Source organism: Candidatus Poriferisodalis sp. (genome assembly GCF_965214215.1).
Lineage (GTDB): Bacteria > Actinomycetota > Acidimicrobiia > Acidimicrobiales > Poriferisodalaceae > Poriferisodalis.
In genome coordinates this window covers 130,651-146,949 of sequence record NZ_CBDCBD010000002.1, presented here as the reverse complement: position 1 = coordinate 146,949, position 16,299 = coordinate 130,651, and the positions used below count along the sequence as shown (strand labels likewise).

General features: G+C 64.9%; 13 protein-coding genes. 8 read left to right on the top strand and 5 right to left on the bottom strand.

Features of this window, described 5'->3' with window-relative positions; translation table 11 throughout:
• Positions 1 to 49: 49 nt before the first annotated feature.
• The 4 genes from proB to ACOOF5_RS00890 all read left to right on the top strand — a co-directional run bounded on the left by proB (position 50) and on the right by ACOOF5_RS00890 (position 5,047).
• Positions 50 to 1,144, top strand: coding sequence for a glutamate 5-kinase (proB, locus tag ACOOF5_RS00905; protein ID WP_420435684.1), 1,095 nt, complete (start codon positions 50 to 52; stop codon positions 1,142 to 1,144).
• A gap of 203 nt (positions 1,145 to 1,347) precedes the next feature.
• A complete protein-coding gene (locus ACOOF5_RS00900; protein ID WP_420436297.1) occupies positions 1,348 to 2,580 on the top strand; it encodes a glutamate-5-semialdehyde dehydrogenase in 1,233 nt (410 codons plus the stop codon).
• A gap of 119 nt (positions 2,581 to 2,699) precedes the next feature.
• The gene (locus ACOOF5_RS00895; protein WP_420435682.1) at positions 2,700 to 3,581 is read left to right on the top strand and encodes an AAA family ATPase; all 882 of its coding nucleotides are present in this window, start codon (positions 2,700 to 2,702) and stop codon (positions 3,579 to 3,581) included.
• 29 nt (positions 3,582 to 3,610) lie between these two features.
• Positions 3,611 to 5,047: a vWA domain-containing protein gene (locus ACOOF5_RS00890; protein ID WP_419838580.1), complete on the top strand. Its 1,437-nt coding sequence runs from the start codon at positions 3,611 to 3,613 to the stop codon at positions 5,045 to 5,047.
• Here the strand turns inward: ACOOF5_RS00890 and ACOOF5_RS00885 are convergent.
• Both ACOOF5_RS00885 and ACOOF5_RS00880 read right to left on the bottom strand, forming a co-directional pair.
• Positions 5,044 to 6,474: a class II 3-deoxy-7-phosphoheptulonate synthase gene (locus ACOOF5_RS00885; RefSeq protein WP_420435680.1), complete on the bottom strand. Its 1,431-nt coding sequence runs from the start codon at positions 6,472 to 6,474 to the stop codon at positions 5,044 to 5,046. The genes ACOOF5_RS00890 and ACOOF5_RS00885 overlap by 4 nt on opposite strands.
• Entirely contained in the window at positions 6,452 to 7,318 is an 867-nt protein-coding gene (locus ACOOF5_RS00880) for a sigma-70 family RNA polymerase sigma factor (protein WP_419838582.1), read from the bottom strand. Before ACOOF5_RS00880 ends, ACOOF5_RS00885 begins: the two co-directional genes overlap by 23 nt.
• Before the next feature lie 353 nt (positions 7,319 to 7,671).
• On the opposite strand from ACOOF5_RS00880, the gene ACOOF5_RS00875 reads away from it, so the two are divergent.
• Positions 7,672 to 8,265, top strand: a complete 594-nt coding sequence (locus ACOOF5_RS00875; protein WP_420435677.1) for a nicotinate-nicotinamide nucleotide adenylyltransferase — start codon at positions 7,672 to 7,674, stop codon at positions 8,263 to 8,265.
• A 2-nt stretch (positions 8,266 to 8,267) separates the two neighbouring features.
• Positions 8,268 to 8,687 carry a ribosome silencing factor gene (gene rsfS / locus ACOOF5_RS00870; RefSeq protein WP_420435675.1) on the top strand — a complete coding sequence of 140 codons (420 nt, stop codon included), beginning with the start codon at positions 8,268 to 8,270 and terminating at the stop codon, positions 8,685 to 8,687.
• Between the two features lie 49 nt (positions 8,688 to 8,736).
• On the opposite strand, the gene ACOOF5_RS00865 is transcribed toward rsfS, so the two are convergent.
• Positions 8,737 to 9,666 carry a DUF3048 domain-containing protein gene (locus ACOOF5_RS00865; protein WP_420435673.1) on the bottom strand — a complete coding sequence of 310 codons (930 nt, stop codon included), beginning with the start codon at positions 9,664 to 9,666 and terminating at the stop codon, positions 8,737 to 8,739.
• On the opposite strand from ACOOF5_RS00865, the gene ACOOF5_RS00860 reads away from it, so the two are divergent.
• Both ACOOF5_RS00860 and galE read left to right on the top strand, forming a co-directional pair.
• Positions 9,635 to 10,030, top strand: a complete 396-nt coding sequence (locus ACOOF5_RS00860; protein ID WP_420435671.1) for a hypothetical protein — start codon at positions 9,635 to 9,637, stop codon at positions 10,028 to 10,030. The two genes, ACOOF5_RS00865 and ACOOF5_RS00860, sit on opposite strands and share 32 nt — an antisense overlap.
• A gap of 215 nt (positions 10,031 to 10,245) precedes the next feature.
• Positions 10,246 to 11,253 carry a UDP-glucose 4-epimerase GalE gene (gene galE, locus ACOOF5_RS00855; protein WP_420435669.1) on the top strand — a complete coding sequence of 336 codons (1,008 nt, stop codon included), beginning with the start codon at positions 10,246 to 10,248 and terminating at the stop codon, positions 11,251 to 11,253.
• 40 nt (positions 11,254 to 11,293) lie between these two features.
• On the opposite strand, the gene ACOOF5_RS00850 is transcribed toward galE, so the two are convergent.
• Together ACOOF5_RS00850 and ACOOF5_RS00845 are read right to left on the bottom strand one after the other, a co-directional pair.
• Positions 11,294 to 14,503 carry a glycosyltransferase family 2 protein gene (locus ACOOF5_RS00850; RefSeq protein WP_420435667.1) on the bottom strand — a complete coding sequence of 1,070 codons (3,210 nt, stop codon included), beginning with the start codon at positions 14,501 to 14,503 and terminating at the stop codon, positions 11,294 to 11,296.
• Positions 14,500 to 16,092 carry a hypothetical protein gene (locus ACOOF5_RS00845; protein ID WP_420435665.1) on the bottom strand — a complete coding sequence of 531 codons (1,593 nt, stop codon included), beginning with the start codon at positions 16,090 to 16,092 and terminating at the stop codon, positions 14,500 to 14,502. The genes ACOOF5_RS00850 and ACOOF5_RS00845 overlap by 4 nt, the downstream gene beginning before the upstream one ends.
• Positions 16,093 to 16,299 lie beyond the last annotated feature (207 nt).

Here is a 16,299-nt window from a genome sequence, read left to right as displayed (position 1 = left end):
TCTGCGAGATCGCCGTCACCACCTCGGCGACACGGCAGGATTGACGTCGATGCCTGACTCACTGCGGCTGATCGCCAAGATCGGGACGTCGTCCATCACCACTTCGGATGGGCGTGTCGACCTGGACGCCGTCGCGAAGCTGGCATGCGATGTTGCGAACGTACGCACCGCCGGCCACGACGTCATCGTGGTCACCTCTGGTGCGATCACCGCCGGCGTGCAGCGTTTGAACGTCGAGCGGCCCTCAGAGCCTGAGAGGTTGCAGGCGCTGTCGGCCGTCGGACAGATCGACCTCATGGCGTCCTACCGAGAATTGTTCGCCGCCGAAGGCATGGTCGTTGGCCAAGTGCTCATCGCGCCACACGATTTTCGGGATCGCGACCAATACCTCCACGCCCGGGCGACGTTCCACCATCTGCTCGACCTCGGCGTCGTCCCGGTCGTCAACGAGAATGACGCGATCGCCGACGACGCCATCCGCTACGGCGACAACGATCGGATTGCGGCGCTCGTCGCGAATCTCGTGCGCGCCGACGCGCTGATATTGCTGACCGACATGCCCGGCGTTCTCACCGCCGACCCAAGCATCGATCCCGACGCCTCGCTCATCTCTGAAATCTTGGAGGTGAGCCCGTCGCTGCAGGCGGCGGCCGGTTCCGCGAATGCCGTCGGCAGCGGGGGCATGGCCTCGAAGCTGGCCGCGGCCCGGATGGCTTCGTGGAGCGGGGTGCGCACGGTGATCGCTTCGGCCCGCAGGCCCGACGTCGTCGCCGACGCAGCCGTCGGCCTTTCCGGCGTGGGCACCGTGGTGCCTGCCCGAGACGCCCGCGTTTCCGCCCGCAAACTCTGGATCGGCTTCGCCGTGGCCGCCCGGGGATCGGTGACGGTCGATGACGGCGCTCGCCGAGCGGTCTCGAAGAGCGGCAAATCGCTGCTCGCCGCCGGCGTCGTCTCTCACGAAGGTTCGTTTGTCGCCGGCGAAGCTGTCGACATCGTCGATCTGGCTGGGGAGACCTTCGCGAAGGGCCTCGCTGCTATCGACGCCGAGGGGCTGCGGGTCACCGCAGGTCTGCGCAGCGACCAGTTGCCTACCGGATTGCATCCGCTCGTCGTGCACCGCGACGACCTCGTCGTCCTCGGATGAACGCGGATGGGTGGCCTCATCTCGCTGCAACGCCTGTCACACCCGCTCTTGTTCCCCAATTCTCATGCGATTGGGCGCACGGGCCGCTCGGGTCACGGCTTCGCCTCCGGGGTGATTCGAGACGTTGCCACTAGTCTGCGCAGGTGCCTGACGTGGCCTCTGACACCGCACGGGAGTCGATCGGCAGCCCCGTCTCTGCTGCAATGATCGCCCTAGGCGAGCGTGCGAAGGCCGCTGCGTCGGATCTGGCACAAGCGCCTGGTGCGGTGCGAAACGAAGCCCTGCTGTCGGCCGCCGACCTGCTCGAAGCAGCAACCGACCGCGTGCTTGCTGCCAACCGCGACGACGTGGACAACGCCGAGGCCGCCGGCACCTCAGCGACGCTCATCGACCGACTGCGGCTCGACCCAGGGCGCATCTCGGCCATGGCAGCGGGCCTGCGCAACGTGGCGGCCCTCGCCGACCCGGTCGGCCAAGTGGTTGACGGGTGGGTGAGGCCCAACGGGCTGGCGGTGGAGCGGGTACGGGTGCCTCTGGGCGTCGTCGCGATCATCTATGAGAGCAGGCCCAACGTCACCTCAGATGCCTTCGGGCTGTGCCTGAAGTCGGCGAATGCCGCATTTCTGCGGGGTTCGAGCGCCGCGCTCAACTCCAACAGGGCTATCGCGGAGGCATTGCGAGACGGCTTGGTCAAAGCCGGTCTGCCCGCAGACGCACTGGTGCTCGTCACCGATACACGTCACAGTGCGGCCACCGAGTTCATGCGCCTACGCGACCACATCGACTGCCTCATACCGCGCGGCGGTCCCGCTCTCATTTCGTCTGTGCTCGCCAACGCCACCGTGCCCTACGTGATCGACGGCGACGGCAACTGCCACGTGTACGTCGACACAGCGGCCGACCTCGACATGGCGGCCGGCATCGTCGCCAACGCGAAGCTCAGCCGACCCTCGGTGTGCAACGCAGCAGAATCTCTCGTGGTCCATCGAGACGTGGCCGGGGCGTTCCTGCCCCGAGTCATCAACGACTTACAGGGCGTCGATTTGGTCGGTGACGCGGCGGCGCAGGCCATCTCGTCGCAGATCGGGCCAGCAAGTCTCGAGGATTTCTCGACGGAGTTCTTGGCGCTCAAGATGAGCGTCGCCGTGGTGGACGACCTCGACGCCGCTATCGACCATGTCAACCGACATGGCACGGGACACAGCGAGGCCATCGTGACCGGTGACCTCGCCGCTGCGCAGAAATTCACCCGCCGAGTGGATGCCGCCGCAGTGCTCGTCAACGCTTCGACACGTTTCGTGGACGGAGAGGAATTCGGATTCGGAGCGGAGATCGGCATCAGCACCCAAAAGCTGCATGCTCGTGGTCCTATGGGCCTTGAGCAGCTCACAACCACCAAGTTCGTGGTGACCGGAACAGGTCACATTCGACACTGACCGTGCCGAGTGGTGGCCGCGGCTGCCACACTGTCTGACCGGCAGCGTCGCCGACGACTCTGGGCCGACGAACCGGCGCCCACCGACCACTGCCCACATTGACAGGGGAGACACCCAGAATGAGCGACACAATGTTCGGAGACCTCTCGGGTGTCCGTGAAGGATTGGCGAAAGTCGAATACCTCGCTGATGACGGCATCGCGAGCGTCGTGTTCCTGGCCGAGAGGCTCGGCAAGCCAGTGCTGGTGGAAGGGCCAGCAGGGACGGGCAAGACCGAGCTCGCGAAGTCGGTCGCTGCGATGACCGGCGCCCGCCTGATCCGGCTGCAGTGCTACGAGGGCCTCGACGAAGCCAAGGCACTGTACGAGTGGAACTACAAGAAGCAGCTCTTGCGCATCCAGGCCGACAGGGGTGTCGACGCCGAGCACGAGGATTGGGTGGAGTTGCAGGACGACATCTTCCAGGACGAGTTCCTGCTCACCCGGCCGCTGCTCGAGGCGATCAGCGCGAAAGACCAAGTGGTGCTGTTGATCGACGAGGTCGATCGCGTCGAGATCGAGACCGAGGCACTGCTGCTCGAGATCCTGTCCGACTACCAGGTCTCGATCCCCGAGCTGGGCACCATCACGGCAACCCAGATCCCGATTGTCATCCTGACGTCCAACAACACCCGGGAGCTCTCAGAAGCGCTCAAGCGGCGCTGCCTGTTCCTGCACATCGACTATCCCGACCTCGAACGCGAAAAGCAGATCGTCCTGACCAAGGTCGCCGGCATCAGCGAGAACTTGGCTGAGCAGATCGCGCGCGTCGTCCGCTCCATCCGCCAGCTCGAGCTCAAGAAGGCGCCGTCGGTGTCTGAGACCCTGGACTGGGCTCGCACCTTGGTCCTGCTGGGCATCGAGAACATCGACGTCGAGCAGGCCAAGGAGACACTGCACATCCTGCTCAAGTACCAATCCGACATTGAGAAGGCCGCCAAAGAGCTGACGGTCGAGGCCTAGACAGGGCTCGACGAGGACGGAGATCGGCCATGTTGGATCTGCTGAGCGGTTTCGTGGGTGAGCTGCGCAACGCCGGCCTGCCGGTGTCCCTGACGGAGAATCTCGACGCGATGGAGGCTGTCAAGCACATCCCCATCGAAGACCGTGACGCCTTCAAGTACGCGCTTGCCGCCACGCTGGTGAAGAACGAGCAGCACTGGCGGGCATTCGAGACGGTCTTCGAGGTGTACTTCTCGCTGCGAGGGCCTGAGTACAACGTCGGCGACGAGAATGGCGACGGCGAGTTCGATCCAGACAATCTCGAAGAGTGGATGTCTCAGCAGATGCAGGGCATGGGCGGCCGCGGGGGCGGGCAGGACATGTCCCCCGAGGAGATCGCCGAGATGCTCTTCCGGGCGCTGCTGAATGCGGATGAGGCGATGATGGCGGCCATGGCCCGGGCGGCTGTGACGCAGTTTGCGGGCATGGAGCCGGGTCGACCCGTCGGCGGCACCTACTACCTGTATCGCACGCTGCGCAATCTCGACCTCGACGGCATGCTCGAGCGGCTCATCGAGGAGTCGTCCGAGCGCTACGAGGGCGACATGACGCAGTTGGCTGAGCGGCTCGAACGCGAGGAGTTCGAGAATCGCATCGAGCAGCTGAAACGCGAGATCGAAGCCGAAATCCGGCGCCGCCTCGTGGCCGACAGAGGCGTCGAGGCGATGGCCAAGACGCTGCGCAAACCGCTGCCCGAAGACGTCGACTTCATGCACGCCAGCCGTGAGGAGATGGCCAACATTCGCAAGGCCATCCAACCGCTGACACGCAAGCTGGCCGCGCGCCTGGCGCGCAAGCGCAAGCACAAGCGTCGCGGCCCCCTCGACTTCCGGGCCACAGTGCGACGTTCGCTCAGCTACGGCGGCGTGCCCGCAGAGCCGCGTTTCCGCCATCCGCGCCCGAACAAGCCAGAGCTCATCGTGGTGGCGGACATCTCGGGCTCAGTCGCGGCGTTCGCCAGATTCACCCTGCACTTGGTGTACGCGCTGCAAAACCAGTTCTCCAAGGTGCGGTCGTTCGTGTTCATCGACGGCATCGACGAGGTCACTCACATGTTCCAAAACGAAGAGGACATCACCAACGCGGTGCACCGGGTGAACACCGAAGCCGACGTCGTCTGGGTAGACGGCCATTCCGACTACGGCCATGCCTTCGGCGTGTTCTGGGAGAGCTTCGGAAAGGACGTCAACGCCAAGTCAACGATGATGTTCCTGGGTGACGCTCGCAACAACTATCACTCCACGAATGCGTGGGTGCTTAAGGAGTGCCAGAAGCGAGCCCGCTCGGTGTTCTGGCTCAACCCTGAACCGCGCTCGTACTGGGACACGGGAGACTCGGTCATCACCGAGTATTCGACGTATACCGACGGCGTGTTCGAGTGCCGCAATCTGCGCCAGCTTGAAGGCTTCGTCGACAATCTGGCCTAGCTGGCGCCATTCCCGGCAGATGCGAGCAGGTCGGAGGCCAGGAAGGCCAAGTCGAGTGACTGCCGACCGTTGAGGCGCGGGTCGCACATCGTCTCGTAACGGTCGCCGAGTTGGTGCTGGGCCAGCTCGTCGCCGCCGCCGACGCATTCGGTGACCGCATCGCCGGTGATCTCGAGATGAATGCCGCCGGGCCACGTCCCCGCAGCGGCGTGAGCGGCGAAGTACTGACGGATCTCAGCCAATATCGCGTCGAAGTGGCGCGTCTTGACACCGTCTTCGGTGCTGTAGGTGTTGCCGTGCATCGGGTCGCACTGCCACACCACCGGATGTCCGGCATCGGTGACCGCGGTCAGGATCGGCTCGAATGATTCGACCACGTTGCCGGCTCCGACGCGGCTGATCAGGGTCAACCGGCCCGGAATCCGATTCGGGTTCAGCGCTTCGCACAGCGCCAGCGCCTCATCGGGCGTGACGGTGGGACCCAGCTTCGCCCCAATCGGATTGTGCACGCCTCGCAGGAACTCCACGTGGGCTCCGTCGAGCTCGCGGGTGCGCTCGCCGACCCACAGCATGTGCGCCGAGCAGTCGTACCAATCACCGGTGATGCTGTCGGTGCGGGTGAGCGCTTCCTCGTAGCCCAGTAGCAGCGCCTCATGGCTGGTGTAGAGCTCCACCTGGCGCATGGCACTGTCATCGGTGTCGAGACCGCATGCATTCATGAAGCGAAGCGCTGCATCGATGCCGTTGGCCAGCATCTCGTAGCGGCGGCCGGCCGGGCTGGACGCCACGAACTCCTGATTCCAGTCGTGCACCTGTCTCAGATCGGCGTAGCCGCCCCGTGTGAATGCTCGCAACAGGTTGAGCGTTGCCGCCGATGTGTTGTACGCCTGCAGCAAGCGGCCTGGGTCAGGCATGCGAGCCTCAGGTTCGAACGCGATGTCATTCACGATGTGGCCGCGGAAGACGGGCAGCGTCTGGCCGTCACGGGTCTCGGTGGCCGAACTGCGCGGTTTCGCGAACTGACCGGCGATTCGACCTACCTTCACGATGGGCAGCCCGGCGGAGTACTGCATCACGACGGCCATCTGCAAGATCACTTTGAGACGGTCACGGATCTGGTCTGCGGTGGAGAGCTCAAACGACTCGGCGCAGTCGCCAGCCTGCAGCACAAAAGCCTTGCCGGCGCAGACGTGACCGAGCAGCTCGGTCAGCCGCCTCGCCTCACCGGCAAACACCAGTGGGGGACGGCGACGCAACTCGGCCAACGAAGCCGCGAGCGCGTCTGCGTCGGGCCACTCAGGTTGCTGGCCGGCGGACCGTTCGGACCACGAGCCGGGATGCCATCTCGGTGCGTGCTGATGAGAGCTGGCGGGACTGGGCGCGCCCGACCGGGAGCTCGAGGCGTCAGACAGCGTCTGCGTCGGCATCGATGTCTACGAACTCGCCGTCCGCGGCAAGGCTTTGCAGCTCATCGACCGCACGCTTGACGAGACGGCGTGCCGCTTCAGCAGTCACGCCGAGCTCTTCGCCGATCTCGCGGTAGCTGCGCTGCTCACCGTCGATAATCCCGTTGCGTCGGGCCACCGCGTAGCGGGCGCGCTTGTCCAAGCGACCGAGCATCGACATGACCATGCCCCGTCGATCGGACTCGATCGCGAAGTGCTCGGGCCCGGGCGCATCATCGCCGATGAGGTCGATGAGCGCGCTGTCGCCGTCGTCGCCAACGGTCTTGTCGAGTGACGTGGGCGTGCTGATCCGTTGCAGCCAAGCATTCTCGTCGTCGAGCGAGTCGCTGTCGCCGCCGTTGTGGCGCAAAGCGGCCCGCAACGTGGCAGAGCGATCCGAAGGCAGACGGATGAGGCTGCCCTTCTGATCGAGCGCACGCCCGATGGACTGCCGGATCCAGAACGTGGCGTAGGTGGAGAACTTGAAGCCGCGCCGCCAGTCGAACTTCTCGACTGCGTGCTCGAGGCCGAGGTTGCCTTCCTGGATCAGGTCGAGCAGTTCCAGCGTCGGAGGCAGCGGGTAGCGGCGTGCGATGGACACGACGAGCCGGAGATTCGCCCGGATGAATCGATCGCGTGCAGCTGCTGCAGTCTGCACGGCCTTGCGAAACTCGCGCCGCTCGGCCACGGACAATTCCTCATCGTTGTCGAGGCTCGCCCGCGCATCGCGTCCTGCCTCGATCTGCTGGGAGAGCATGCGCTCGTCCTCTGCTGTGAGCAGCGCAACCGCACCGATCTCGTTCAGGTATTGGCCAACTGAATCCATGACATTCGCTCCAACCGGCAGGGGGCAGCCGGTTCTTCGTCTTCGGTTGCATGCCGCCCCGGCATGCCACCCGGTGGGGGGCACCGGGTATGTGTTGCCTTCGGCGAGCTAGCGCAGCCCGGCCTCAGGCATGGCCCCGCTGTGGTGGCGGAGCCAATCTTGGTTGTACGCCCGCATACGATGCCAAGCCCGAGAACCCGGGCCTGCCGCAGCACTGCTTTGGGCGGACGGTCAAACGTAGCACACAGTGCATAGCGCGCGCAAGAAGTTGCAACCGAGGCTTGCCGGAAATCGCAACGGCGCCTGGGTGCGAGCTACAGATGGGATGTGAGGCGTGACTCTACACTGCTGCGGTGCCGCCGCGACAAGCGATCTTCGGGGGTACTTTCGACCCACCTCACGCCGGTCACATCGCTGCGGCCGTCTGCGCGCAGGAACAACTCGACGCCGGCGTGCTGCACATCATCGTGGCGAATGACCCGTGGCAGAAGTCAGCTGAGCGTGACCTGACCCCCGCGCATCACCGGTTGGCCATGGTCCGGCTGGCCTTCGGTGATGTCGATGGCATGGAGGTCAGCGATGTGGAGATCCAGCGGGGTGGGCCGACCTACACCATCGACACGGTGCTTGAGCTCGAGCGGCCCGGGATCGAATCGGTGCTGGTGGTGGGTCCCGCCGCGGCGAACGGCGTGTCGACGTGGCACCGTGCCGCTGAACTCGCCCAGCGCGTGACGCTCGCGGTCGTGGTGCCCGCCGGCCAACCACCCGCCGATGTCGAAGGTTGGCGCACCGAGACGGTGTTCATGGATCCGGTTGAGGCCTCCGCCACACTGGTGCGTGAACTGCTGGCCGAGAGCGCCTTGCACGGGGGCGCGCCGGGCGCCGCTCGACTCGTGCCGCCGGCAGTTATGAGCTACATCGACGAGCACACGCTCTATTCTCCGTGAACGTGGCATCGGTTCAGCAGGCGTCCCCGGCTTCGGGTGGGGTCCACACCGTCGGGCCGGTCGCTCGCGATGCCCCTTCAACCGTCCCGCTGGAGGTCAAGGCCGCAGTCGAAGGAGCGGCGGAGATGACCGCCGAGCGCATCGTGGTGCTCGATGTCGGCGATTTGCTGGCGATCACCGATTGGTTCATCATCGCGAGCGCACCCAACGTGCGGCGCGTGCGGCGCATCGCCGAGCTGATGGAATCGCACGTGAAGGCGGCCGGGGGACCTGGGCCAATCCGCACCGAGGGCCTCGACGAGGCGCAATGGGTGCTGCTCGACTTCGGCGAGTTCGTCGCGCACATCTTTCACGAGCCCACGCGCGAGTACTACGACCTCGAGCGGCTGTGGTCCGACGTGCCTCGTCACGAGTTCGACTGAACCGCTGACGGCGTAGCTCGCTTGCACCGTTGCGATGACGGGGCACTGATCAGGGAACGATCTCGGCTGTCCCCGCTCGGGCGAGCGCGATCCAAGTGCGACCCGGCGTCAGTGGCACGATGAGGGCGTTGTCGGAGCGGAACACGGTGACATCGAGTTCGGACAACCTCTCCCACGTGCCTCGCACGACCACGCCGTCTGTGAAGATCCATGCCTCGCCGCCGCCAGTGAGCACCGGTTCGGGAGTTGCAGCATTTGCGGGACTCTGGCGGTATCGCACGAATTGCACGATGACGTTCTCGGGTGCGACGCGCACACCGTCGAAGTCGGTGTGGTCTCTTCCGTTCTGAGCACGGGCCCAGCCGCCTGCGGCTCCGTCCCAGCGATACGACGCCTCGATTTGCCCGAAGTCGATATCGACGCCGCTCGCGGCGGTGCTTCGCGGCAGCGCCTCACCCTCGTCGCGGAATCTGAGGTATCTCGGCGGTGTCCTGCCTTCAGCCGTTCCTGCGCCATAGATGCGAGCCGTGTCGGTGATGAGATTGTGCGGAGCGTTCTTCTCCGGCGAACGCTCGAAGACGTCCTTGGCGATGGCGGCCCCGTCGATGATGCTGACCGCGTCGACACTGCGCAGGGCTCGGGCGGTGTACGCATTCGCTCCCGAGTTCACGAAGATCGGCCGGTTGAGATTCGACAGCAGTGCAAAATCGCCGGTGCGGGCCGATCGAACAGGGCCGACCACGTCGGCATCTGTGGAGTGGAAGATCGCGGCGAATCGCGTGAGTCGGGCCTCGACGAGTTCCTCATAGACGACGTCGGCCTGATTGAGACCCCACTGCGGCAAGGCACGCGGGTGGTTGTCGATCTTGACGACGGCAGCGGGCCGCACGATCTCGACCGGTGTCGGCAGGCCGGTAAATGGCGCGGCGAACTGCGGAGCAGCGGTTGTGGTGGAGGTGGCAGGCTCGGCGCTGGTCACCGATGTGACCGGCGCGCTGGTCGTTGCTGGAGCGGTGCTCGCTGGCGTCGCGATGCTGGTCTGCGGCACAGTGGACACCGTCGATGTGGACGGAACTGGCTCGACCTCGATCGTCTCTGGCGGCACCGTGATCGACGAGCACGCCGCCAGCAACATCAGTGCTGCGAGCCACGTCGTCCAGCTCAGGGCCCGACGCGTCGCGCCGGTGGAGACTCGGGTACTGAGGCCCGTCCCGACCGTGGGCGGCCAGCACTCGGCGCACGGTTCGCGGACACGCTCCAAAGGTCTGCTCCTTGACATGGGCAGCAGGGCCATCGCCATCACCCCACCAGCCGCAGAGTACCCGGTGGCATGCAGAATATGACGCCATCTCAGCCGTCCAAGAGGCGCCTCGGAGGGGGTGAACGCTCGCACTGCGCGCCAGGGGTTTCCCCGTAGGATGCATGATCGAGACGCGGGAGTCGCTGCCCTGTCGATGATGCGTTCCGATGCCTTCATGATGCGATCAAGCAGTTCCGTGCCGTTGGCCTCCGTGCCTGTTCATCAGATGCCGCACCGTGTGAAGTGCATCAACGCTCGATGACCACACTCGTGACCGGCGGGGCTGGATATGTGGGAAGCCACTGCGTCGTGGCGCTGCATGCCGCCGGCCGGGATGTGGTGATTCTCGACGACTTTTCGAATGCCAAGCGAAGCGTCGTCGACGCGCTTCGCTCGCTCACCGGTTGCCAGCTCGATGTTGTCGAAGGCGACGCCTCTGACCGCATCACCATCGCTCGGCTCTTTGGCACTTACGACATCGACTCGATCATCCACTTCGCGGCATACAAGAGTGTCCCCGAGTCGGTCGCCGAACCGTTGCGGTACTACCGGAACAATGTGACATCGACGCTGTCGTTGGCTGAGGCGGCGCTCGAGCGAGGCGTGTCGCGCTTTGTCTTGAGTTCCTCGGCCGTGGTGTACGGCACGGTGGCGGAGCTGCCCATCACCGAGGAGATACGGTTGCTGCCCGAAAGTCCGTATGGAGCAACCAAGCACATGTGCGAGCGCATTCTCGTCGACGCTTCTGCTGTCTCGGATATGCAGTCTGTTCTGTTGAGGTACTTCAATCCTGTCGGTGGACACTCGTCGGGCCGCCTCGGCGAGAGCCCGCTCGGCGAGCCGCAGAACCTGGTGCCTGTCGTCATGCAGGTAGCGAACGGCATGCGGCCGCGACTCGAGATCTTCGGTGACGACTATGACACCCCTGACGGCAGTGCCATACGTGACTACGTCCACGTCATGGATCTCGCAGAGGGCCATGTGGCCGCGCTCGACGCCGACTTAGGCCGCCATCGCAGCCGTGCTTTCAACTTGGGAACTGGCGTCGGAACGTCGGTCCATGAGGTCGTGCGCAGCGCCTCCGAGGTCACCCAGCGCAACATCGCCTTTGACGTGGTTGCGCGACGACCTGGGGACCTCGCCGAGTCGTGGGCCGACTGCAGTCGAGCCGCTGCCGAACTCAGGTGGCGAGCTCGGCGGGACCTCAAGCAGATGCTGGCGGATCATTGGCGATTCCTCCGCAGCCACCCGAGCGGGCTGCCCTGAGGGGCACCGGTTCACCCTGCCTGAGACATGTTCGCGGGCGTCAGTAGGTCCCCGGCTCGCTCACGATCCCCGCGAAGGCGAGGTCACACCCGTCGCGAGTCTCCTCGGCATGCTGCTCGAAGTACGAATCGTCGACGCCCCAGGTGTGCGAATCGCCGTGCCTGACCAAGACGTAGCCCTGGCCGTGGGTCCGGTAGAGGCGGCGGCCGCTGCCCGCAACGTCGTCGATCAGTGCCTTGTCGACTCCAGACGGGACCTCCTGCCAACCAAGAATGGAGTCGAGGTCGCTGCGGGAGATCATCATCGCTCCGCCAGCCAGGCTGAGTTCAAAGCTCAGCCGTTCCGCGCCGCCTCGAAAGCGGCGGATTGTGCGGTTGCTTCTCTCCAGGTAGACGTACTCGGCCGCTTTTCCTACCAAGCATGCGCCCGAATACTCGTGAGCCAGCACGAGATCCCACACATGCTCGGGACCGTAGAAGTCATCGTCGTCGAACTTGGTCAGCAGGGCACCCGATGACGCCTCCACAGCTTGGTTGAGTACGGCGCCCAATGGTGCGGAACCCGACACCGGAACCACCTTGCTGGCAATGGGGAGGTTCTCGTGGATGGCGTCAATGGCAGCAAGGTCAAAACCATCGCCGTGCAGGGCCAACACCAGTTCCAGGCATGGGTAGCTCTGGATTGCCACACTTCTGACCGCCGATTCGACCAACGTTGGCCGGCAGGTTGCCAGCAGCACAGAAACCACAGGCAGCGGGGGCGCCTCGAGGTCGGCGACTGTGAGTACTTGGCGAGCTCGAGCCCGAAGCGAGTGGTTCCTCAGCGCCTCACGTCGCATGCCAACACTGTGTGACTCCCGCTCCTGGTCATTGGCCTCCGGTATGGAGGAGTCTCTCATCAACGCGTAGAGGTCGGCTCCGAGCAGCGTTCTGAGTTCTGGATCTTCGTCGACGACGTGAACAACGACGCCATATGCGGCAAGTGCGGCGAGCGTTCCCGCTCGTCGCGCAGTGCTGTGGTGGTACGGCGCAATGTCGGCCACGTGATGAAATCGCCGGCAGGCCACGACCTTGCCGGGATGTACCGTCTTGCGAACGTCGAGATCCTCTGGCAGCAATGTGACGGGTCCAAGCGCCGCCGGCAGTGGACGGAATTCGGACGACCAGTTCATCGGATTGACTTGCTCAGAGTCGAACGCGGGAACACGTGCAAGCGGTTCGAGGTCGTTGACGGTGATCACCGTTGCTGTGGCGTCGTCACCATCTACAAGCGCGTCATCATCGACTAACAGTGCCCGAGTAGCAGTTCCCACCTCGTCGTCGACTCGACTCGAAGCCTCAAAGATCTGGCTCGCCCTGGCGCCTCGCACCGCGAAGTGCGGACCGAGGCGATACGTCGCTGGTCGGATTCCGAGGGTCGACGGTCCAAGACTTTGACGCGTCCATCTGGAAGCGCGGCGGGTTTTCCACATGGTGCGTCGGGAGGTGCGTCTGGCCCAGCTCTGGGCGCGGAGCGTCTTCCACATGGTGCGTCGGGAGGTGCGTCTGGCCCAGCTCTGGGCGCGGAGCGTCTTCCACATCAGCCATCTGGCGGCTTGGCGATGCTTCCAGGCGACCCACCGCACTCGCCACGCGAGCGCCGAGCCGATCCAATTCCCGACGGCCCGCGCAAGCTGCGTCGCGTCTTCGAGGCTTCGAACTTGCGACGCCTGACGCGAAAAGCTCCGGGTCATGCTGCGGAGCCTGCCGAGCCGCGCTGCTGCCGAAGGCCGAGCAGCCTTTCGAGCAGCGCTGGCCCGGCGACGATCAGCACGTTCGGTGGACCGCCTGGACCCAATGGCGCGCTCGCGACGTGGCGCTATCCGGGCCGGCTGCTCGGACCTTCTGACGGGTGCAGGTCGCTCCTGTTTGGTCTCCCGCTGTTCGGCTGCGGCCGTCCCGCTGCTGCACTCGATAGGTCTGCCGGTGCGTGCAGCACGATGGAGTTCACGAGCCCGAATCAACGAGATGCAGGTGCCGTCCGCGAGTTCCAATTGGGCGCTCTTGGCCGACTTGAGCGACCGGGTCAACCGCATCAGATCGTCGGGGGCCACCTCAGCGCCCGCAGGCACCGTGACGTGGAACGCAGCTGCGGCGAATGCCTCCGTCGCACCGCCCTCGGGCCCGAAGCGCACGCGCGCATCGCCGGCGACAATCCGACGGATTCGCTCGTAGTCGGAGCCGAGTGCTTGCTGATGCTCCGGAGACTCGTCGACCCAAACGACGAGGTCGTGCAGGGTGCTGCCCAAGATTCGCTCGACTGTCTCAAGCAGGGCTTCGGGGTCGGCGCTGCCCGGAGTGACGGTCACCACGCACTGCGGCACCGCGAAACTCCGACCAGGTTTCGCCTGCCTGAAGCCGTGGTGCGCGATGAGCTGCGAGATCTTGGCGCGCTGCAACTCGAGGCTGGCCGTTTCGGCGCTGCTCGGCGCCGCTCCCGGACCCTGATGCCAACACATCGCATCACGCGCCGGAACCAGAACGCCGCCGCGGGTATAGGCCCGGTATCCGAATTCGGTGTCCTCACAACCCCATTGGGTGAATGATTCGTCGTAGCCGCCAGCGAGTTCGAAGAATGATCGGGAAACACCCAGGTTTCCCCCAGTCACGACCCGAAAGAGGTCATCGGCGTCGGAGGTGAGCTCACTGGTTCGCGCCATGTGAAACTCGATCCATTCCGGTCTGTCCACAGCGCGGCCCTCGAAGAGCCTCGACAGGGATCCGTCCCGCTTCCTGACGCTGTCGCCGTCGATTCCGGCCACGTCGACATGCGCTCGGAACCCGAGTGTCAGGACATCGCTTGCGGCGTGATGCCAGCGAGCGTGTTCAGCCAGCCAGCCTGCTTCGGGCATCATGTCGCAGTCCAAGAACACGATGATGTCGTTGGAGGCGGCTCGGACGCCGGTGTTGCGCGCACGTGCGAGCCCGAAGCCCAAGTCCTCTTGGTGTACGACACGGATGTCGAACGGACAGTGCGAGGGTGTCTGCAACGGCACTCGCGAGCCGTCGTCGACGACGACGACCTCGAAGAGGTCACGTGGGTACGTCAGGGTCTCGATCGCTGCAAGCGTGAGATCGAGAGCCTCGGGCGCTTCGAAGTAGGTGATCACGATGCTCACGGCTCGTTCCGGCACGAAGTGCGGCGCCGGTGCCACGGGGAGCGAACGCCAATCGTTACCTTCGATGTCGGCGGGCGGTGCGGGCTGGCTCATTGGATCAACTCGTCGGCTGTTATCAGCGTGTAGGACTCACCGACCGCCAGCGCGTGTGCAAGTGCGGATTCCGGCACGAAATCGGGAATGCGGTCATTTCGGAGAAGCACGAGGTCCGAAGCAATGATGTCGTCAAGCTTGCTCTCATCCAGCGACCACACCGGCAGATCCAGATAGTACGAGGCCCATCGGGCTGTCGAAAGTCCTGACGCAATCCATATCAATTCGGCCTCATCGACCTCGGGTTCAGTTGCAACAGCGTGTTCGAGGACCGCGCCTGCGTCGGCCGGATTGGTCAAGTAGAAGTCCCGGGTCGGTCCTGTGACGACCACGGCGAGCGTAGCCACCGGGACCAAGGCGGCCGCAAGGCCCACCGGCCAGCGCAGCCTCGCTGCCGGTCCCCGCAGAGCCCTCCGAGCGGCATCGGCCAGCGCAGCCACTCCGATGACGGTTGGCGCCAGCCACGGAACATTCCAGAGACGATGGATCCAGGCGCCCTGCTGGAAGACGAAGGTCAGCGATGCCGCGACAGCGAGCGTGACAAATGCCGGGCCGCGGGTGCGTCGGTCGACGAACGCAGCCACCAGTGCCGGCAGCAACAGCAGCCTCAGCCACCACGAGGTCATGAGTTCGTGACCTGCGAAACGCCATTGGCGTGCCAGGAATTCCCCGAAGCTGAAATTCCGTTGCTCAATGGCAGTGGAGACATCGGTTCCGGTTCGGAACGCGACCCGTTCACCGAGTTCGCCGATGTCGGTGGCGTTGAGCAACCACGCCGCGGTGAGCAACCCGCCGGCGAGTGCACCAGCCGCGATCGCGATCAGTGCAGGCGACCATCCCAGACGTGCTATCTGGCCGAGGCTTCGAATCGGTGCCGAGCCCCCTCCGGCGCCCTTACGGCGTCGCTGGATCGTTCCCACGAAGAGCCACGGCACCAGCAGGCCGAGAGCGGCGATCGCTATCCACGAGTGCAGCGCAGTAAGCGCGGCAAGAGCGGCTGCCCCTGCCAGCGCCCACCGGGGCGGCCGCTCGACCTGGCGCAGCTTCGCGACAGTTGCGGTGAGGGCCAGCAGCAGCGAGAAGCTGATTCCGTGACGCGCGAAGACGTAGAAGAATCCGGTGCTCGCCATGACCATCAAGGCAAGCAATATCGGTCCCCAGTGCAATCCCACCACCCGCAGCAGCGACGCCATGAGTGCGACCGTGGCGGCGCCGATCAGGAAATCGGTGATGCGGAGCGCAGGAAGATTGTCGCCGAGGACTCCGAACGACGCGATCGTGATGAACAGCCGGAGCGGCGGGTGATGCGCGTAGGTGACGGCAGCGCGAGGTGGCTCCGAGCGAGGCGGTACGTCGTACTCGGCCCGGATGTACGGGTCCATCACCGCCCCGAATTGGGACTCCACCGGTCCCATCTCCCAGAAGTTCCGTGCTTGGAGTCCCGCACGACCGAAGATTCGGCCGTCATCGCTGTTGCCGAGCGGCAGATCGAGGTCTGGAGCCCACAGTGCGAAGACCGTGATGCAAATGACGACGACCAACGTCCAGCCCGACATGAGGCGAGACGCGGAATGATGGCGTGTCGTCATCGTTGGCCTGTCCATCCGCGTTGATTGGGCCAGAAGAAAGTGAGCGAGAGGATCGCAGCCTGCCGCAACCAGCGGCCGAGAAAGCGCAGCGTAGCCTTGCTGTCGCACTGGCCAACGGGAGGCTCATGCGCTTAGGCCCCAATCCGGAAACGGTCGAACTCGACGGGAAGAACAGTTCGCGCGCTGTGCAGTACCGAGCGAACCAGG